Source organism: Cedecea sp. B1(4), assembly GCF_059414925.1.
Genome location: NZ_JCAHMZ010000002.1, coordinates 127,619 through 146,778, shown reverse-complemented (window position 1 = coordinate 146,778; position 19,160 = coordinate 127,619). Strand labels below are relative to the sequence as shown.

15 protein-coding genes are annotated in these 19,160 nt (G+C 52.0%); 8 read left to right on the top strand and 7 right to left on the bottom strand.

Features of this window, described 5'->3' with window-relative positions; all coding sequences use genetic code 11:
* Nucleotides 1-3 precede the first annotated feature (3 nt).
* Entirely contained in the window at nucleotides 4-720 is a 717-nt protein-coding gene (locus ACR6JA_RS04105; RefSeq protein ID WP_166991536.1) for a methyltransferase domain-containing protein, read from the top strand.
* Between the two features lie 72 nt (nucleotides 721-792).
* Here ACR6JA_RS04105 and ACR6JA_RS04100 read toward each other — a convergent pair whose 3' ends face one another.
* From ACR6JA_RS04100 to ACR6JA_RS04085, 4 genes are all read right to left on the bottom strand, one after another.
* The gene (locus ACR6JA_RS04100; RefSeq protein ID WP_213716416.1) at nucleotides 793-1,920 is read right to left on the bottom strand and encodes a DegT/DnrJ/EryC1/StrS family aminotransferase; all 1,128 of its coding nucleotides are present in this window, start codon (nucleotides 1,918-1,920) and stop codon (nucleotides 793-795) included.
* A 40-nt stretch (nucleotides 1,921-1,960) separates the two neighbouring features.
* The gene (locus ACR6JA_RS04095) at nucleotides 1,961-5,314 is read right to left on the bottom strand and encodes an O-linked N-acetylglucosamine transferase family protein (RefSeq protein WP_494492934.1); all 3,354 of its coding nucleotides are present in this window, start codon (nucleotides 5,312-5,314) and stop codon (nucleotides 1,961-1,963) included.
* Between the two features lie 39 nt (nucleotides 5,315-5,353).
* Entirely contained in the window at nucleotides 5,354-6,781 is a 1,428-nt protein-coding gene (locus tag ACR6JA_RS04090; RefSeq protein ID WP_494492933.1) for a hypothetical protein, read from the bottom strand.
* A gap of 198 nt (nucleotides 6,782-6,979) precedes the next feature.
* Entirely contained in the window at nucleotides 6,980-7,816 is an 837-nt protein-coding gene (locus tag ACR6JA_RS04085) for a flagellin N-terminal helical domain-containing protein (RefSeq protein WP_213716420.1), read from the bottom strand.
* A 400-nt stretch (nucleotides 7,817-8,216) separates the two neighbouring features.
* Here ACR6JA_RS04085 and fliD point away from each other — a divergent pair, with 400 nt between their 5' ends.
* The 4 genes from fliD to amyA all read left to right on the top strand — a co-directional run bounded on the left by fliD (nucleotide 8,217) and on the right by amyA (nucleotide 11,977).
* On the top strand, nucleotides 8,217-9,638 hold the full coding sequence (gene fliD, locus ACR6JA_RS04080; RefSeq protein ID WP_205246345.1) for a flagellar filament capping protein FliD: 1,422 nt from the start codon (nucleotides 8,217-8,219) through the stop codon (nucleotides 9,636-9,638).
* 9 nt (nucleotides 9,639-9,647) lie between these two features.
* Nucleotides 9,648-10,058 carry a flagellar export chaperone FliS gene (fliS, locus tag ACR6JA_RS04075; protein ID WP_008453801.1) on the top strand — a complete coding sequence of 137 codons (411 nt, stop codon included), beginning with the start codon at nucleotides 9,648-9,650 and terminating at the stop codon, nucleotides 10,056-10,058.
* A complete protein-coding gene (fliT, locus tag ACR6JA_RS04070) occupies nucleotides 10,058-10,420 on the top strand; it encodes a flagella biosynthesis regulatory protein FliT (protein ID WP_008453799.1) in 363 nt (120 codons plus the stop codon). Before fliS ends, fliT begins: the two co-directional genes overlap by 1 nt.
* A 69-nt stretch (nucleotides 10,421-10,489) precedes the next feature.
* On the top strand, nucleotides 10,490-11,977 hold the full coding sequence (gene amyA / locus ACR6JA_RS04065; RefSeq protein ID WP_494492932.1) for an alpha-amylase: 1,488 nt from the start codon (nucleotides 10,490-10,492) through the stop codon (nucleotides 11,975-11,977).
* Nucleotides 11,978-12,691: 714 nt separating this feature from the next.
* Here the strand turns inward: amyA and yedD are convergent.
* The gene (gene yedD / locus ACR6JA_RS04060; RefSeq protein ID WP_494492931.1) at nucleotides 12,692-13,111 is read right to left on the bottom strand and encodes a lipoprotein YedD; all 420 of its coding nucleotides are present in this window, start codon (nucleotides 13,109-13,111) and stop codon (nucleotides 12,692-12,694) included.
* A 196-nt stretch (nucleotides 13,112-13,307) separates the two neighbouring features.
* Between yedD and yedE the strand changes: the two genes are divergently transcribed.
* Both yedE and yedF read left to right on the top strand, forming a co-directional pair.
* Entirely contained in the window at nucleotides 13,308-14,522 is a 1,215-nt protein-coding gene (yedE, locus tag ACR6JA_RS04055) for a selenium metabolism membrane protein YedE/FdhT (protein WP_494492930.1), read from the top strand.
* Entirely contained in the window at nucleotides 14,519-14,755 is a 237-nt protein-coding gene (gene yedF / locus ACR6JA_RS04050) for a sulfurtransferase-like selenium metabolism protein YedF (RefSeq protein ID WP_008459977.1), read from the top strand. The genes yedE and yedF overlap by 4 nt, the downstream gene beginning before the upstream one ends.
* A gap of 29 nt (nucleotides 14,756-14,784) precedes the next feature.
* Here yedF and ACR6JA_RS04045 read toward each other — a convergent pair whose 3' ends face one another.
* Nucleotides 14,785-15,639 (bottom strand): MurR/RpiR family transcriptional regulator, encoded by an 855-nt coding sequence (locus tag ACR6JA_RS04045; RefSeq protein ID WP_494492929.1) that lies wholly within the window; start codon nucleotides 15,637-15,639, stop codon nucleotides 14,785-14,787.
* Nucleotides 15,640-16,510: 871 nt separating this feature from the next.
* On the opposite strand from ACR6JA_RS04045, the gene ACR6JA_RS04040 reads away from it, so the two are divergent.
* A complete protein-coding gene (locus ACR6JA_RS04040) occupies nucleotides 16,511-18,226 on the top strand; it encodes a rhamnan synthesis F family protein (protein WP_494492928.1) in 1,716 nt (571 codons plus the stop codon).
* Between the two features lie 427 nt (nucleotides 18,227-18,653).
* Here ACR6JA_RS04040 and fliE read toward each other — a convergent pair whose 3' ends face one another.
* Nucleotides 18,654-18,971: a flagellar hook-basal body complex protein FliE gene (gene fliE, locus ACR6JA_RS04035; protein WP_494492927.1), complete on the bottom strand. Its 318-nt coding sequence runs from the start codon at nucleotides 18,969-18,971 to the stop codon at nucleotides 18,654-18,656.
* Nucleotides 18,972-19,160: the final 189 nt, after the last annotated feature.

The window sequence follows — 19,160 nt, the reverse complement described above, 5'->3', positions numbered from 1 at the left end:
GATATGAGCCAAATAACAGAGCCTGAGAAGCTCACCACGGCCGAGGACTGGGACCATAAATGGCAGGGTATTTTCGACCATTACCAAAACGATCTTCGCCACGCCTACTATATTGATGCGGTCAGAAAAAGCCGTGAAAAGCGGGTTCTGGAGATTGCTGCCGGTAGCTTTCGCGATATCGTCCAGTTGACGAAGCGTGGCGCAGAGGGCCACGGAATAGACTTTTCGCCGGAATCCGTGAGTCTTGCGAAAAAGCTTTATCCTTCCCTGCAGGATCGTTTTTCCGTGATGAATGCCTTCGAGCTGCAGTACCCGGACAAGCATTTTGACATCAGTTACCACAATGGGTTTTGGGGGCTATTTGCGGATGAGGATATCCAAAAAATGGCGCTTGAGCAGGCCCGTATCACTCGCGGCAGAATGATCGTCACGGTACATAACGCCCATAATCAGTCATTTGCTGATTACTTTAACGTGAAAAAAGGGACCGACTCGCTATTTAACATCCGCTTCTTTACCGTCGAACAGATGCAGGAAATCCTCGGCAAAGTCGCCCGCAAAGTCACCATTATCCCGGTCGGCAAAGGCAAAAAAACGCACGAGGACTGGCTGATACGCCACGGACTGCATAATCCACTATTGATTAACGGCATGTTCAAGTTGTCCGGCCAGCGCTACCTTGAGCGCAGCGAGCGTTTGATGTGTATCGCCGAGCTATAACGACACCGTCGAAGCAGAAAAAAGGGCCTTGTCGCAAGACAAAGCCCTTTTTTATTCCCGCCAATCACCCTGTCAGGCAGCGACGCTTTGCCCCTGAGCAATCCGCCTGACTGCCGCAATAATACGCTGTTGCTGTTCTCCCTCGAGATCCGGGAATATCGGCAAACACAGCACCTTGTTAGCCAGGTCGTTGGCTACCGGCAGATGCTCCGCGGCGGAGGACGGTAAATGCCGATACATGGCGAAGGAGCTGATGAGCGGATAGAAATAGCGGCGGGTATAAATCCCCTCTTCTTTTAACGCGTCGTAAAGTGCGTCGCGGCTCACCGGGAACCGTTCATCTATCAGCACGGGATAGTATGCGTGGTTCCACTCGTAATCGCTTTTCTGGGTATAAAACTCAAGACCAGGAATATCGGCCAGACCTTCACAGTAGCGCTGATAAATGTCGGCCCGGGCGCTTAAGGCGCCGTCAATATGCTGGAGCTGCAGCAGGCCAAACGCCGCCTGCACCTCATTCATTTTGGCGTTAATTCCCGGCGCGATCACCGTGGTTTCGTCGGCAAAGCCAAAGTTTTTCAGGTAATCAATGCGTTTTTTAGTTCTGGCATCCGGGCAGATAATCGCCCCGCCTTCGATGGTATTAAACACTTTGGTGGCGTGGAAACTCAGGATAGACAAATCACCGCAGTTCAGGATGCTGCTGCCGTTCTGCTTCACACCAAAGGCGTGGGCCGCGTCGTAAATAACTTTGAGACCATAGGTGTCGGCGATACGTTGAATTTTATCCACGTCGCAGGGAATACCATAACAGTGCACCGGCATAATGGCCGTAGTTTGCGGGGTGATAAGCGCCTCAATCGCGTCGGCGTTAATATTGAACGTCTGCGGATCAATATCAGCAAAGACCGGCGTCAGGCCATTCCATAAGAGGCTGTGCGATGTCGCCACAAATGAGTAAGGCGTGGTTATCACTTCGCCACTCAACCGCAGCGTCTGGAAAGCGGTCAGCAACGCCAGCGTGCCGTTAGAAAACAGCGAAAGATATTTTACGCCCAGATAATCGGCCAGCGCCTGCTCAAGCTGCTGATGAAATGGCCCGTTGTTGGTCAGGTGCTTGTTCCCCCAGATTTGCTCGAGATAAGGAACAAATTCCTCCAGGGGCGGAAGCAGAGGGCTGGTAACAAAAATATTTTTCATAGTACACCTCGGTGTGAAACCAGTTGGCGCGGCCCGCGCCTTATTCCAATACTGTGAACGTACGGTGCGCTTCACCGGCACAGTAAATTCGCCATGCTTCACGCAATGCGCGTCCAAATGTACCGGCGACGTTAAAGCCATCTGCGGTTTCCGCCGGCATTCTTTCACGCATTGTCATGCGTATTTCATTCAGTTCAGGGAGTCGGTCGCCCCAGCTCAGCGCCTTCTGGATGTAATCCTCTTCGCTGTAGGCAATAAAGTTTTCCAGCCCATGAATGCGCATAATATCGACGCCCTGTCGGGCAGCCATCGTGGCACCGCACAGCGTCAGCGTTGGCACGCCCATCCAGCAGGCGTGGTTACTGGTGGTACCGCCAGAGTAGGGAAATGCATCCAGTAAAATGTCGATTTCATTGTGGTAAGCCAGATAATCAAGCAGCGGCGCTCTTTTCTTGAATATCAGGCGCGACGGTGCAATACCCAGCAGCTCGAGTTTCCTCGTCATCTCGGCCACCATTTTTTCATCGTTCATAAAACCGATAACAAATTTGGCGTCCGGAGACTGTGCCAGAATTGAGGCCCACACTCTGAGGACTTCATCGTTGATCTTTTTAGGGCGATTAAAGCTGCCGAAGGTGAGGTAACCGTTTTTAAGCGCCGGGAGAGTTTCGATATCAGGGCTTTGCGGATCGGGCTCAAAGAACTTACGCATCTCAATAAACATGATGCTTTCGGTCAGCTGCTGTTCAAGATCGGCTGGCTCAGCGAGCGTCGCGGTCACAATGCGGTAATCCATCGTTTTCAAACCGGTTGTGCCGGGGTAGCCAATCCAGGAGATTTGCACCGGTGCGGGGCGAAGCGCAAACGCCGGCAGACGGTTGTCAGAGGTGTGGCCCGAGAGATCAAACAGAATATCAATCCCGTCATGATAAACCTGTTCGGCAAGCTGCTGGTTGCTTAGCTTGTCCACCTGCCGCCATAGCACGGAACCGGCGGCAAAATGTTCGGTGACCTCATCATGAACATAAGAGGTGCTGTACCCCACCAGCTCGAAATGATTTCTGTCCAGCCCATCCCAGAACGGCGCCAGGAAGTGGCTCACGGGATGCCTGCGTAAATCTCCGGAAACAAAGCCTACGCGCAGTTTTTTGTCAGGATTCTTTATACCCCGATAAGGCAATTGCAGATGACAAGCCGCGGCCCATGCTCCTACCGTCTCACCGTATTGCAGATGTTTCAGGTAAAGCTGCTCTGCCGTGACCTTATGGTCGTGGGTCATTGCAAACAGCAGCGCAGTAAAGTAATCAAAATTACTCGGTTCCAACGCTATCGCTTTGTTAAGAAACCAGGCGGCCTCGTCAAGTTTTTGGCTATCGCTGAGAATCACCCCCATCGTGGCATAGTGAATCGCTTTCACCTCGTCGCAGCGCAACGAAACACGAGAACATTTTTCCGCCAGGGACATTTCACCCAGCTGATAATATGAGTACGCAAGGCTATGCCAGAAATTGACGTTTTTATCTTCCAGCCTTAACAACCCCTGCAGGAGAAGAATCGCGTAATAATGTTGGTTTGTTTTCTGTAGCCCTGTCGCCAGATCGTAATAAATATCCAGACTGGAGAAATAGTGTCCCATCAACCGACAAAGCACTTCTTTTGCTTCATCCCAACGATTGGACAGCACAAGCGTTCGCGAATAACAGCGCAGCGCGGCAATATCCTCCGGGTTCTCTTTCAGCAGCTTCTCAGCACAGGTTTTCGCATCCTGAATCTTTTTCTCACGAATTAAACGGTTAATCCGGTCGTAAGTGTCTTCCGCGTGCTCTGATTCACGCTGGGGTAAGTCATTAACATCTTTGCTAAGCAAGCCACCTCGCGATATGGAAACACTCAGCAGCAGCAAATTGTTCAACAGCGGCAGCAAAAATTGTGTTTTCCCCGTACGTAAAAAAAGCTGGTAGTGCTTTTTCCAGGCCGTCGGAGACCCCGTCAACGCGCCTTTTTTACGTAGCGACATAAAACACTGCCACGCATCGGCATCCACACCGGCTAAACCGTGTTGCAAATAGCGCCATTCTTCCGGCGTGACAGAAAATTCATCGCCCCAGAGGTTCCTATAAACTTGCGAAGCATTCCCTTCTTGCACGCCGTTTTTCAGCGATAAAATTGGCTGTAGCGTGTCATTTTCAGCCCGATCATACGCGCCTGGAGTACAGCGCCAGTAGAGTCCCGCCGGCTGAGTGAGATACAGATCTTCCAGCACTTTCAGCACTGCCTCGCGCACGTCGGTATTGTCTTCCGGCTTGCGGCAGTTAATGACCAACTGTTCAACGCTCAGGCTGAATGGCCAGGCAGCCCCAAGCAGATCCAGAATGCGTAAAGTGATCGGATTCTCACTACTGGATTGCTGCCCATCCCCGCCAATATGGCCGTTGTATATCGCCCCATTCTCGTTCATTTTGCGGCTAAAGTTTCCCGCCCAATGAAGTGATCCGAGGCGCGAACTGTCGGGCAATGCCGGGAAGTGTTCTTCGGCTCTGGTCGCACTGAGCAGACTAAAGCGTTCAGTACGCGATACCGCAAAATCAAGGTATTGTTGAGCGGTGATGCGCTGCTGCCCGGCGACGAGGGCGTGTAGCGTTGCGACCTTTTCACCATAAGCGCGCGGCAGCTCATACTGAGGCACGGCATCGCCAACGTAGTGCAATCCCAGGTCGCTGACCTGATGGCAAAACTCAGTAAAAGACAAGGCAGCCGTGGTCGGAGAGAGATAACGCAGGGTCAGGGCAAGATCGCTCTCTTTCTCAGCCTCTTCAACCTGGGCTTTAAGTGTCCCTTCCGGTAGCGTCATCGCCAGATAGCTCAGCATGCCTCGCGCAGCATTAACCTGAGACTCAGGATCGGCATTCGCGCCACGGGCGGCATGGTAGCTTAGCGCCTCGCGAATGGCCGTAGTGTCAGGTTCGCCGGTGGAGGGATACCAGTGCAGGCAGACCACACCGGAGGCAGAAAGATTTTGGCGGCACCAGAGCAAGAGTGCTTCTCGCTCCTGGCGGCCGAGTAAAGAGAAAACACCGCGAATCACGATGTAGTCAAACTGCCCGCCTTCGGTGGCGAGAATATCCCCAAGTCCGGCGGAGAACAGCTCAATATTGCTGAGCCCTAATGCCTGAGTATGGCGCTGCCCTGCGGCAATCAAGCTTTCATCAATATCAATCCCCATCACCTGGCTTTCCGGGCACGCCAGCGCGTGGGCCGTAATGCACCCTCCCTCGCCGCACCCTATTTCCAGCACGCGAGCGTGCGCAGGCTCCACCGTAGAAAGATGGTAGACGCAGGCCGCAGACTGAATAGCAACGGGCGAAATACGATGATCCGGGTAATACTGACTCACGTTATGCTTATCCATTATTTTGAAGAAATAAATGCAGACTCAACCGATTAACGCGCTGTACTTTTCCAACAGCGACGATTTGTATCGACGGTAATCCTCACTCTCAACCCCGGAGTGAGCCAGTATCCAACTAAACGCGTCCTCGCCGTGTGCCGCATCCACCAGCGTATGCGGCTGAACCCGGCCTATTGCCATTTTATCCAGTGCACTAAGCTCATTTTCGACAGCGGCCAGTGCCACTTGATCGAGAAACCGTTCAGCATTGTTGCGTTGTAAATTGCGATCGATAAACCGGGCCACGGCGGCCAGATATTTCGTCGACAGCTCGCCCCCTTCACAATAGAGACATGCCGCCAGAATCGATGCCCAGAACGGCGCGGTTTCATCCCAGGTCAGCAGTAAATCTTTCACATCTAACTGCCCTTCCATCCCGGCCCACGACTTCCTGATGAGGCTGTTCGCCTCGAGCAGCAGGACAGGCGTGGTCATTTTTTCCAGCGCATGAGATAAAAAGACCAGCCGGCGACTGGCATAGTGCACATTCGCTGCCGTTCCCGGAGTCACTGCCTCGCTGCTTAACGAAATAGCCAGCTCAGGCATCGCGTTGCGCAGCCCCGTAATCTGCTGGGTCAGGCCAGCATCACAGTTATAAATATGGAAATGAACGTTAAGCTCGTCGCGATTGGTGTCGAACAGAGAAAGCAGCAGCGGCAGGCCATGAGCGGTAAAACCGGCGCTATCGCAAGCGACCAGCGCGGTAGTTTTATTATTATTTACCGGCTCAATTAACCAGCTATAACGGCCAGCGTCAGGCTGCCAGTCAGGCACGTCTAACGGGCTAAAATCGATAAAGGAATCCGGGCGGCCTCCCAGCTTATAGATAGCCGTGACAACCATCAGCAGCGCCATAGGATCTTCCCCGATAAGCGCCATGTTCTCAGTGAGCTGCTGAATAATGACATAGGCCTGATTAAAATCTTCTTCCATCAGGCAGATGAGCAAGAGAATTTTTAGCGCAACGGGTGACTCACTGAGCTCGGAAAGATTATTGGAAATAAGGAAAACGGCGGAGTTTATTTCATTAATGCGGAACAGGATCTGAACGGCGGCAACCAGATAATTTTTATTCCCGTCAAGCTTAAGCGCTTCAACGATACATTGCGTGATTTTCTCAACATTCTCCGCTTCAACCGCCTGCGACTTTTCTCCAGACGGGCCGCAGAGCGCCGCATTTGACAGAATAATCGCCCCCATCATCAGCTTTAACGCTCTGTCTTGCTCGAGATTCAACTCCGTCTGTGCCTGGTTTAATTTATCGTCGAGGGCAGCAAAATCAGGATTGGCAAAATTAAGGACTTCGGTCACCAGCCACGCAGGTAAGGCATCGGCTTCCGGCAGGTGAATCGACCGGGTAAACAGATCGCGGTAATATTGATGCATTGCCCGAGTGCGGGAGAAACTATTCATAACTGTCCTTTAGGTTGCAATATTTTGCCAGACGGGTGATTGTCTGATGCTAGCACCCAGCCAGTAAGCATAATGCGCTGAACAAAACCGAAATTAACGGCTTAACCTTCATATTAAAAACGCCCTGCGCCTCCCCTTTTGGCAAAAACAAAAAAAGGCTGCTGTTTCCAGCAACCTTTCTTGTAGCGGTCTGCGAAATTAACGCAGCAGGGACAGCATCGCCTGTGGAACCTGGTTTGCCTGAGACAGTACGGAAGTACCAGCCTGCTGCAGGATCTGCGCGCGGCTCATGTTGGATACTTCGGTCGCGTAGTCAGCGTCCTGGATACGGGACTGAGCAGCAGACAGGTTGGTGATGGAGTTGTTCAGGTTGTTGATGGTAGATTCGAAACGGTTCTGAATCGCACCCATGTTAGAACGTGCAGTATCGATTTTCGCGATAGCAGCATCAGCAGCAGAAACAACAGCCTGTGCAGTAGAGTGGTCGGTAATAGCGGTGCTCAGACCAGTGCTCAGGCTACCGGAAGATGCGTTGATCAGAGAGTCGCTGCCGATAACGATGGTATCGTTAGAGGTGGTGTTAGCGCCAACCTGAATGTTCAAGCCAGTAGTTACGGAACCGTTCAGCAGGTTTTTGCCGTTGAAAGAAGCGCCGCCTGCGATGCGGTCAATTTCAGACAGACGCTGGGTGATTTCAGTCTGTACGGATGCCAGGTCAGTGGTGCCGTTGGTGTCGTTCGCGGCCTGCAGGGACAGTTCACGGATACGCTGTAAGTTGGTGTTGATCTCGTTCAGGTTACCTTCAGCGGTCTGAACCAGAGAGATACCGTCGTTAGCGTTACGAGCCGCCTGAGTCATACCCTTAACCTGGGAAGTCATACGGTTGGCAATCGCCTGACCAGCAGCATCGTCTTTCGCGCTGTTGATACGCATACCGGAAGACAGACGCTCGATAGCGGTACCCAGGGAAGACTGAGCTTTGCTCAGGTTGTTCTGAGTAGTCAGGGACAGCAGGTTAGTATTGATTACGGACATAGTATTAATTCCTTAAAAATTGGGTTTAGGTTCGGTGCCTAACACTCACGGCGTCTCTCACCGTCAACAAGGTTATCGACGCCCTCTGTGCCAACTTTAGAATTAATGATAAAAAAAAATCAAATGACTGAATTATAAAGAAATTAAATTTACAACCCGCGCTAGACTTAACCTTTCCTACACTTTTAAACGCGGCTTAGCGCATTCGAGAAAATATATCTTTGCCTCCCTTTACGCCATCGACCACGCTATTAATGTCACCGTCTTTTCCGACAATCGTCATATAAGGCCGATCCACTGCCTGCTATTCGGCTGATTATTTTTTTTCCCCGGCTGTAAACTTTTCATTGAGTCAGCCGATAAGTGAATGAAACTACCAGCGACTTAAAGGAAGACATCAATGGCATCGATTTCAAGCCTCGGGGCAGGTACCAGCCTGAACCTCCAGGATACTTACGATAAGCTTTACACGGCTGAACAAACAAAATTAACCATCTTTGATACACAAACAAAGACTTATCAAGCCCAGTTTAGCGCCTTTGGTCAGTTGAAAACCGCCATTTCCGGACTGGAAACGGCTACCGCTGCGTTAACAGCGAAGGGTTCTCTGGTGTCTACCTCCGTCACCAGTACCAACACCGCTTTTAGCGCGACCACGACCAGTGACGCTATCCTTGCTGACTATACAATTAACGTACAGCAGATGGCGAAGGCTCAGGTGCTCTCAACCGGCAGCATCAGCAGCAACACTGCGCAGCAGGGTGCGACCACCGGCGGTACACGTACGATAACGATTACTCAGCCTGGCACCACTAAGCCACTGAGCGTGACGCTTGCCGACGGCGATACCTCATTAAACGGTATTGCAAAAGCGATTAACGCCGCGGGCGGAAACGTCTCGGCATCCGTGGTTAAAGCTAACGACGGCGACTATCGCCTGATGATTGCCTCCAAGAGCACCGGCACGCAGTCAGATATGACCATCACCGTCACCGGTGATGACCAGCTCCAGGGCGTGATTGGGTACAACTCAACGAGCAAGACCGGGGCTTTAACAGAGCAAACGGCTTCGCAAAATGCTCAGGTGAAAGTGAACGGCGTCATGATTGAGCGTCAGAGCAACACCATCTCTGATGCCATGCCGGGCGTAACGTTGAACCTTAAGGCGAAGAGCACGGCCGATGAAACGCTGAGCGTGGCGCGTACCAGCGATGCCAGCAAGAAAGTGATTAATGACTGGGTTAAAGCCTATAACACCCTTCAGTCAACGATTGCTACCGTGACCAAATATGTAAAAGTTGACCCAGGTTCCGCCCAGGATCCAAACAACGGCGCACTCGTCGGGGACAGTACCGTACGCGGTATCCAGGCTGATATCCGTAGCATGCTGACCCAGGTACAGGGCGGCGATTACAGCATTATGGCGCAGTTGGGCATTACCCAGGATCCCGTACTGGCCCCGGATGGCTCCAGCCAGCTAAAAGTCAATGATACCCAATTAACCAAAGCGTTATCCGATAACCCGCAGGGCGTTATTAACTACTTTGTAGGCGACGGGAAAACGACAGGGTTTGCGACACAGCTGGATACCAAACTGAACAATATGCTGAGCACCAGCTCCATTAACGCTGGCGTGATTAAAAATGCGCAGGATGGCCTGACCTCAACATTGAAAACCGTGGCCGATCGTAAACAGGCGATGAGTGACAGCATCGACGAAACCATGGCGCGTTACAAGGCACAGTTTACTTCTCTGGCAAGCCTTGTTAACTCGATGACAAACATGGGGAACTATCTGGCGCAGCAATTCAACAAAAGCTAAGGATTTTGTATGTACAAGAGTTCTGGTGTACAAGCCTATCAACAGGTCGGTCTGGAAAGCGCCGTTATGAGTGCCAGTCCACACCAGCTCGTGGTGATGTTGTTCGATGGGGCACTCAGTGCCCTGGTTCGTGCACGCTTGTTTCTTGAACAGGAACAAATACCGCAAAAAGGCGAGGCGCTCTCAAAAGCCATTAACATTATTGATAATGGCCTGAAAGCCGGCCTGAATATGGATGTCGGAGGAGATTTGCCCGCTAACCTCGCGAATCTTTACGATTACATGGTCAGGCGTCTCCTACACGCTAATTTGCGTAATGACGTAGAGGCCATCGCCGAAGTCGAAAGATTACTTGCAAACATCGCGGATGCATGGAAGCAAATCGGCCCTACTTCCCCTACATTTCAGGATGCTATCTGATGAATGATTTCATCTCATCCCTCAATGGATGGCGTGCCCTGCTCGCCCTCAGTCAAACCATGCTTGACCTTGCCCATAGCGGAAGGTGGGATGAGCTGATTGATCATGAGGTTAAATATGTTCAACTGGTAGAGTCGATTGCCAGCAACCCAATTGCGCAGTCAAGCCAAAGAAGTCAGGAAGAAGCTAAGGCGCTGCTTGATCTGATTCTCGCCAATGAAAATGAGATTAAAGGGCTGCTTAACAGCCGTCTGAGCGAGCTTCGCGACCTGATTGACCAGAGCGGCCGTCAGAAATCACTGAACAACACCTACGGTTTTCTCTCCGGCAACGTGTTAACACCGAGCGATCTGAACCAGTAAACCTGCCGTATTTCGATTCTTATTCCATACTCCAGAGGTCAGCTAAATGACTTCTGGAGCACGGACAAGATGACGAACCCCACCCTGTTACAATTTTTTCACTGGTACACCCCCGGCGACGGAACGCTCTGGTCAGAAGTGGCCGACCGTGCGGCCAGCCTCAGCGACATCGGCATCAACATGGTTTGGCTTCCCCCTGCGTATAAAGGCAGCGCGGGCGGTTATTCGGTTGGTTACGACAGCTACGATCTCTTCGACCTCGGTGAATTTGACCAGAAAGGCAGCGTCGCCACCAAGTACGGGGATAAAGCGCAGCTGCTGGCAGCAATAAACGCCCTGCGGGACAACGGAGTTTCGGTGCTGCTGGACGTTGTCGTGAACCATAAAATGGGGGCCGACGAAAAAGAGCACATCCGCGTCAACCGGGTAAATGTCGATAATCGCAACGAGATCTCGTCCGAGGTTATCGACTGCGAGGCCTGGACCCGCTACACCTTCCCCGCCCGTGCCGGACAATACTCACAGTTCATCTGGGACTACAAATGCTTCAGCGGCGTCGATCATATTGAAAACCCCGATGAAGACGGCATCTTCAAAATCGTCAATGACTACACCGGCGACGGCTGGAACGACCAGGTGGACGACGAGCTGGGGAATTTCGATTATCTGATGGGCGCCAATATCGACTTCCGCAACCATGCAGTGACCGAAGAGCTTAAATACTGGGCACGCTGGGTGATGGCCCAGACGCAGTGCAACGGCTTTCGGCTCGATGCCGTCAAACACATTCCCGCCTGGTTTTATAAAGAGTGGATTGAGCACGTCCAGGACGTGACGGAAACGCCGCTGTTTATCGTGGCGGAATACTGGTCCCATGAAGTGGACAAACTGCTGGAATACATCGCCCAGGTAGAGGGCAAAACGATGCTGTTTGATGCCCCTCTACAAATGAAATTCCATGAGGCATCCCGGCTTGGGCGTGACTACGACATGAGCCAGATTTTCACCGGCACGCTGGTTGAGGCCGATCCGTTCCACGCCGTCACGCTGGTGGCTAACCACGACACCCAGCCGCTGCAGGCGCTTGAAGCGCCCGTAGAAGCCTGGTTTAAACCGCTGGCCTATGCGCTAATTCTGCTACGCGAAAACGGCGTACCGTCGGTGTTCTACCCGGATCTTTTTGGCGCAAGTTACGACGATAAAGGCGGCGACGGGCAGAACTACCACATTGATATGCCGGTCATCGAACAGCTGGATGACCTGATTCACGCCCGGGAACGCTTTGCCCACGGTGTGCAGACTTTATGGTTCGATCACCCTAACTGCATTGGCTTTAGCCGCAGCGGCACGGCAGAAGCCCCAGGCTGCGTAGTCATCATGTCCAACGGCGATGACGGCGAAAAGCACGTCACCTTAGGGGAAGATTTCGCTGAGAAAAACTGGCGTGATTATCTCGGCAATCGCGAGGAAACGATTCACACCGACGCGGGCGGCAGCGCAACCTTTACCTGTCACGGCGGCAGCGTTAGCGTTTGGGTGCTGGAGGATGTGCTGTGAATTTGACATCTTTTGGGAGATCTCTTTAATCCGGGAGCTGTTCCGTTCACCCGTAGGTCTGTTTTCCCTACAAGTTCAGAGCACGGTGAACGTGTCCGGGGGATTACGCCATCCCCCGAACAGCCCCGGCGCCCGGCGGGCTCATCGCCGCTGAAGCGGTAAACCCACCGGCCATCACCCAAACATTCGGGGTCGTTCGCGATTCGTTCCCGACAGCTCAACCCCGCCTTAATTGGGTCATCGCCGGGGGCGATGAGAGCCGGGAACAAGGGCGTGGCTGTGAGACTTGCAGCGACAGTGGCGTTCTGCATGGCTGCGGGTTTAAAGCGAGGCACGGTTCCGGCTTAAATCGCCTTCGTTTTCTCTCCGACTGGCCAGGGTCCGGGCGTCGGGAACGGCCGGAGGCTGAGAGCGTCGGGAACGCATCTCAGCCGACCCAGGACTGGGAGATAAAACGGAGGTTTGCCGCTCACGCGGTCGATTTATTTCGCCGGGACTCCGGGGTCTCAGGGGAGTAACGGTGACTCCCCTGAGACGTTCACAAGCTCAGAAGCTACATAGGAATTAGGACTTGAAGTGAACGGAAGCTTAGCCGTTCCTCCATAGAACTTATTGGTCACTACAAGACAGACCCAAAAAAGTAAGCGAATGAAATCGTAGCCACAGCGTTGAGCACCAGCCTTCTCACCTCTCTGGAGTGAGAGGCATTCTCCCTTAGCCTTTCGACAGTTGGCTATCTAAAGGATTTTTAGCCAGGAAATCAGCGCATTCCGGCGTCAAACGCTCCACACGCTTCAACGTCATCCCGGCGTACTCCAGCGTGTCGCCGTTTAGGCCGATGTCGTAAATCTCACGCTTGACGGTGACATTACGCAGATCGCCAGACAAATGCGTCAGCTTACCCGGAACCCCAATCACCCGCTGCCACTGGCGGCAATCCAGCGTATCGCCCTGCGGCGTGACCACCAGCGAAGCAATCGCCTCCGGGCTAACCAGCTCGCTCTGTGGCCCGCTGGACTGCCAGTAGCCCGCCATACCCGCCGGTGCTTCGGTACGAACGACCTGCTTATAATCTCTGATCTCGGTGCAGCCGCTCAGTGCTACCAGCGCCGCCAATACTAAAAGCTTCTTCATCGTCTATCCTGACTGCGGAGAAAAAATAATTCTGGCATTAAAGCCCGATGCCTGCCAGCAATTCCGCCTGGGGCACAAAAAATTGATCCAGATTGTTTTTTCGTCTTTTCAGCCTGTTAAGCCCAAAAGATGGGCGTATGATTGCGCCTTCTTTTGTCCTTCGCGGCACGTTCTTCTGAGTTCAGAGGCGAAAAAAATGACCTGGCACTCCTTTAAACACCAATACCTGGTAACCTTCTGGAAACCGATGCCCGCGGTGATCGCGGCCGGGATCCTCTCCACCTATTACTTTGGCATCACCGGCACCTTCTGGGCCGTCACCGGCGAATTCACCCGCTGGGGCGGCCAGCTCCTGCAACTGATGGGCATTCACGCCGAAGAATGGGGTTACTACAAGCTAATTCACCTCGACGGCAACCCGCTAACCCGTATCGACGGCATGATGATCATCGGCATGTTTGGCGGCTGTTTCGCCGCGGCCCTGTGGGCCAACAACGTCAAGCTTCGTTTGCCCCAGCACCGCATCCGCATCATTCAGGCCGTGCTCGGCGGGATCATTGCTGGCTTCGGCGCACGACTGGCAATGGGCTGCAACCTCGCGGCGTTCTTTACCGGGATCCCACAGTTTTCGCTGCACGCCTGGTTCTTCGCCCTTGCCACCGCCATCGGCTGCTGGTTTGGCGCGCGCTTCACGCTGCTGCCGATGTTCCGCATTCCGGTCAAACTGCAAAAAGTCTCCGCTGCCTCCCCGCTCACCCAGCAGCCGGACCGCGCTAGGCGCCGTTTCCGTATGGGAATGCTGGTGTTTATCGGCATGCTCGGCTGGGCGGGTTTCACCGCCATAAACCAGCCAAAACTCGGCCTCGCCATGCTGTTTGGCGTCGGCTTTGGCCTGCTTATCGAACGCGCACAGATTTGCTTCACCTCCGCCTTCCGCGACATGTGGATCACCGGCCGTACCCAGATGGCCAAAGCGATTATTCTGGGGATGGCGGTCAGCGCCATTGGCATCTTTAGCTATGTTCAGCTTGGCGTAGAAGCCAAAATCATGTGGGCAGGGCCAAACGCCATCATCGGCGGGCTGTTGTTTGGCTTTGGTATCGTGCTGGCCGGGGGCTGCGAAACGGGCTGGATGTATCGCGCGGTTGAAGGTCAGGTTCACTACTGGTGGGTCGGTCTCGGCAACGTGATTGGCTCTACGCTGCTGGCCTGGTTCTGGGATGATATTTCTCCGGCGCTGGCCACCAGCTGGGATAAAGTCAACCTGCTGAATACCTTTGGGCCGCTGGGCGGGCTGCTGGTGACTTACCTGATGCTGCTGGTCGCTTATCTGCTGATTGTCGGCTGGGAAAAACGCTTCTTTCGCCGTAAAAACCAGGCTATCGGCACCACAACAGGAGAAACCGCATGAGTCAGAACATTGTCCCGGATTACCGCCTGGACATGGTAGGTGAGCCTTGCCCTTACCCGGCTGTTGCCACGCTGGAGGCGATGCCGCAGCTGAAAAAAGGCGAGATCCTGGAAGTGATCAGCGACTGCCCGCAGTCCATCAATAACATCCCGCTGGACGCCAAAAACCACGGCTACACGGTGTTGGATATTCAGCAGGACGGCCCCACCATTCGCTATCTTATTCAGCGTTAATCATGCAAGGGGCAAAGCTGCCCCTTTTTTCAACGAACCGGCTTCACCCACGCCCCGGAATCCAGCAGGAAACGCTCTGCGCTGGCAATTTTCTGTACCGCCCTGTCTCCGTGTTTAGCCACCAGCATCGCCAGCAAGCACTCGGCAATGCCCATGGCCGACACTACGGAAGGAAAGAACGACGGGCTGTGCGCGGAGAAATAAAGCGTGCTGGCGGCGTGTTTCGCGAGTGGGGAGAGTGGAGAGTCTGTCAGCGCAACAATTTTGCTTCCGGCCTGCAGCGCCGCTCCCAGCACGTCAAGCGACTCACGCGAGTAAGGGGCAAATCCTATCATCAACACCACATCTTTTGGCGTCAGTTCGCGGGTGAAAATTTCGTAATTGCTCGCCTGGCCGTCGATAAGCGACACGTTCTTATTAAACAGGCGATAGATATAAAACAGCGTATAGGCCACCGAATAGCTGGCCCGAAAGCCGCACACATAAACATGTTCGGCCGCATCCAGGACATCAACCGCCTGTTCCATTGCCTGCGGATTTTCAGCCTCGGTATGGGAAAGATTTGCCGCATGGGCGTCAAACACTTCCTGATAGAGCGACGCCGTGCTGCCCCTATCGACCAGCTTTTCGGCCCTTGCCTGATGGGTTTCAATATTGAGGCCAAGCGCCTGAATAACGGCGGCTTTGAACTCTCCCCAGCCGACATAGCCCAGACGCTGAGCCAGGCGCAGCAGCGTGGCGGGCTTGACGCCAATGCGTGCGGCAAATGCCCGCATCGAAAGCGCAATTAAGTCCTTCATGTTATGCAGGCTCAACTCTGCGGCCCGCTGCAGCTCGGGGGTTAATGTCTCGTAATGTTCTTCTAGCTTTTGTTGCGGGGTCATAGGCTGACAGGACGCTCCCATTTAGACCGGAAATCCCTTCCGGTGTCTTGAAGGTATCGTCCTGATAGTGCAGTGAAATTACTTTTGACGTCAAATAAATACGAATCTTATTCTTTGATGGTAGATAAAACGGCAATTTACTCATTCAATGAGACTAGGACACTTCTTAGTCATAATCTGATATCAAATAATAATGCAGTTCTTTTTTAAACTATCGGTAAATGCTTACGCGACCTGATTATTTAATGTCGAATGTGGTCGTTATATTCCTTGATGTAGCGCAGAAAACAGGCTCTCACCATTAAGGGCCCCCAATGCATTGGCCTTTACGTCGTTGACGAAGTGTAAGTATCAGCCTCCTTAGCCCCCGTCAACGTGCCCGTTCAGGCCCTTGTTATCTGCTTTTAGACATCACAGACCTCTTTCATGGCCAACACGCCTACAGAGAAGATGAAAGCAAGACCAGGTGGCTTAGTTAGGACAGTTCGGGCTTTTAAGGGAGGGGGAGTGACAAAATTGGTGGTGCAGTTTAGTCTTTAAAATCTAGAAAAGTCCTATGTTTATCGGTATAGTTATTAAATAAATCTCTTGAAAACTATTGTGTCAGTCTTATAAGTGCTGTGCATAACATCGCCACGGCTTCCGTTTGCCGTCATGCTGCGTAAACGCTGCATATTGCGGGCCTGAATCGGTGCATACAGAGAAAACAGTTTCCATACATTGCTTTACTACACCTGGAAACAGCGAGTTTCACTCCTGCATTGCTATTCAGACACGGCCTGAAGTAAATAAAATTTAGTTGGTAATCAAAACTCTCTCGACAATGCGTCGTTACTTTCGAAAAAGCATAATTTGAACTATTAGGTAAAATATGGAAAATTTGTCTATCATCACGCGCCAGGCAAGTATTAAGCGGTTACTGGTCTATTTCTTTTGGGATGAGGACGGTATCGTTGATGATTACGTTATGCACTCTCTAAAGGCGCTAGGAGAGCACTCTTCCGAAATCATTGTTGTGGTCAATGGAGAGGTCAATCCTACCGGCTACAGAAAACTTCGTTCTGTTTCTAACCAGCTGATCATTCGTGAAAATTACGGTCTGGATGCCTGGGCATACAAAGCAGCATTCGAGACTGTAGGCTATGACTACTTAAGCGAATTTGACGAAGTTTTGGTCACCAACTTCACTTTGTTTGGGCCACTTTTCCCGCTTACCGACACATTCTCAAAAATGGACGCAACGCCTTGTGATTTCTGGGGGCTAGCCGGTTACAACGAAAAGGTCAAAGACCAGCGCGATATTCAGCACCTTCAATCGTATTTTGTGGTGTATCGTAAATCCCTTACCGCCTCACGAGACTTCCGTAACTACTGGCAAAACCTGCCAAAAATCGTAAGCTATGTCGACTCGGTTAACCTCCATGAATTAGCGCAAACGCCTTATTACACTGATAAGGGATACACTTTCGCGAGCCTCTCTCCGATGGAGAAATACGCGAATATCTCCCCGTATAACTTTGTCATTAGCTGCGCAGACCGTGTTCTTGTCGAGGATCTCTGTCCTTTCATTAAGCGCAGAGCCCTGTACTTCGCTAATGGGTACTTAGAGCAAGGCGCAAGCATCGAAAAACTCGAGCATATTTCGAACTTTATAAAAAGTCGTACCGACTACGACATTAATTTTATCCTTGAGAACATCGAGCGCACTCAAAAACCGAAGCCTCCTGAGCCGGTAATTGCACCCCCTATTGTTTACCCAGAACCCATAACTCGATATCGACACTATAAAAGGTTGCTTGGTTCATATATACACCCAAGGAAAGATGTCCGCGACCTCCTCAAGCACCTCCTCTGGGAGGAGGCTCAGCCGCGGCCTGTGATCGTCCCTCAAGTCGTGCCGCAGGTACACGAACCTCACCCCCTGTGGGAGCGATATCTCAATTGCTTTAGAAGACAAAAGCATTGTCCACACCCTGTGCAACCGGGTGCACCGCGAATCCAACACGTTGGGCGTTACACCTATGCCGCACCAGATACGCATGTTCAAAGTGTCAGCACGGTCATTGGCTCATTCTGCTCAATTGGACAGCGCGTAGTTATTGGTCACGGTAAGCACCCCAAAGACTACTTATCGTCATCTCCGTTCTTTTATTTTGATGAGCTTGGCTTCAAAACACGTGAAATGCCGACTTATGATGAATACTGGTACATTGAGCCAGTCATCATCGGCAACGATGTCTGGATTGGTGATGGTGCCTGGATAAAGAATGGGGTGACTATCGGAGATGGCGCGATTATTGGTGCAAGGGCTGTTGTCACTAAAAATGTCCCGCCTTACGCTATCGTTGCCGGGGTCCCTGCTGACGTCATCGACTATCGCTTCAATGAAGAGACTATTAGCGCTTTACTTGAAAGCAAGTGGTGGGATTTACCTGTTGATGTTATCCACCAGATCCCCTTCGATGATATCGAAAAGGCAGTAGAATTCCTGTCTGGCATTAAGCGTAAACTCACTGCCGCTGAAAATTCCGAACAGGCTAAGGTTTTGCCTTCTCGTAAGAAAGAAGCCGTCGTCAGCAGAATCTAAGTAGCATTCCCTGATATACCTCAGCATCTTTGCCGGCCTGTCTTTCCTACGAGGAAACAGGCCGGCAATTTCCAGAACAGAAACCACAGCCCGTCGAAAATCCCTGAAGAAAAGTTGGTGTGTCACTCAGTGAGATTAGTCGAACTGACGTTAATCTCTGGGCGTTTGTTTGCAACCGGCAGTTCGTAACGCACATTATACTTGCAGAGGTCATAATACGGTGGGGATAACGCGGGGTGGAATAATGCTAATATACTAGCTGACGCAAACTATATCGCTTCAGACCGGCTTGCATATCGTTAAAGGCAGCGACAGGCCAGAATATTGTTACCAGACAATCCGCGCATCCTGCGCCTCAAATTAAGCAAACCTGCCCCATCATGCCCATACTATCGGGCATGATAGTTGATGATTAGGGTGTAAAAATTTAAACCTGCATATTCATCACTTCCTGGTAAGCTGCAACCAGCTTGTTGCGCACCTGAATTCCCATCGCCAGTGAAACGGAAGATTTCTGCAAATCCACCATGACATCGTTCAGCGCCACGCCTGGCGTGCCGAGAGCAAATTTTTCCGCCTGGGCACGCGCGGTGTTGGAGGTTTCGCTTATCCGTCCCAAAGCGGCCTGCAGCTCGCCGGCAAAACTTACCGTTGGCGCGGAGGCAGCCGAAGTTGCGGGATTGGTCGCCGACAGCGCGGTCGCCTGAAGTTGTTGCAGTACGCCTTCGATACCCTGAATAGCCATTTTTACGCCCCATGTGTATTAAGCCGAGGAAGATTACCACCTTGTCAATAGGATAAAGGCGTTAAATAGACGTAAAAAATAGAGCTAATTCAGCCATCGAAAATTCCTGAAACGAAAATAATGACACTGCCATCCATATGGAACTTTTGTCGTGTTTGTCGACCCGGGAGTCAGTCTTGTTCACTCATT

Coding starts and splice junctions, on each gene's coding strand:
- fliS (WP_008453801.1), top strand. CDS start 9,648: ATGTACAAGAGTTCTGGTGTACAAGCCTATCAACAGGTCGGTCTGGAA.
- amyA (WP_494492932.1), top strand. CDS start 10,490: ATGACGAACCCCACCCTGTTACAATTTTTTCACTGGTACACCCCCGGC.
- yedE (WP_494492930.1), top strand. CDS start 13,308: ATGACCTGGCACTCCTTTAAACACCAATACCTGGTAACCTTCTGGAAA.
- ACR6JA_RS04100 (WP_213716416.1), bottom strand. CDS start 1,920: ATGAAAAATATTTTTGTTACCAGCCCTCTGCTTCCGCCCCTGGAGGAA.
- fliD (WP_205246345.1), top strand. CDS start 8,217: ATGGCATCGATTTCAAGCCTCGGGGCAGGTACCAGCCTGAACCTCCAG.
- ACR6JA_RS04090 (WP_494492933.1), bottom strand. CDS start 6,781: ATGAATAGTTTCTCCCGCACTCGGGCAATGCATCAATATTACCGCGAT.
- fliT (WP_008453799.1), top strand. CDS start 10,058: ATGAATGATTTCATCTCATCCCTCAATGGATGGCGTGCCCTGCTCGCC.
- ACR6JA_RS04085 (WP_213716420.1), bottom strand. CDS start 7,816: ATGTCCGTAATCAATACTAACCTGCTGTCCCTGACTACTCAGAACAAC.
- yedF (WP_008459977.1), top strand. CDS start 14,519: ATGAGTCAGAACATTGTCCCGGATTACCGCCTGGACATGGTAGGTGAG.
- yedD (WP_494492931.1), bottom strand. CDS start 13,111: ATGAAGAAGCTTTTAGTATTGGCGGCGCTGGTAGCACTGAGCGGCTGC.
- ACR6JA_RS04045 (WP_494492929.1), bottom strand. CDS start 15,639: ATGACCCCGCAACAAAAGCTAGAAGAACATTACGAGACATTAACCCCC.
- fliE (WP_494492927.1), bottom strand. CDS start 18,971: ATGGCTATTCAGGGTATCGAAGGCGTACTGCAACAACTTCAGGCGACC.
- ACR6JA_RS04105 (WP_166991536.1), top strand. CDS start 4: ATGAGCCAAATAACAGAGCCTGAGAAGCTCACCACGGCCGAGGACTGG.
- ACR6JA_RS04040 (WP_494492928.1), top strand. CDS start 16,511: ATGGAAAATTTGTCTATCATCACGCGCCAGGCAAGTATTAAGCGGTTA.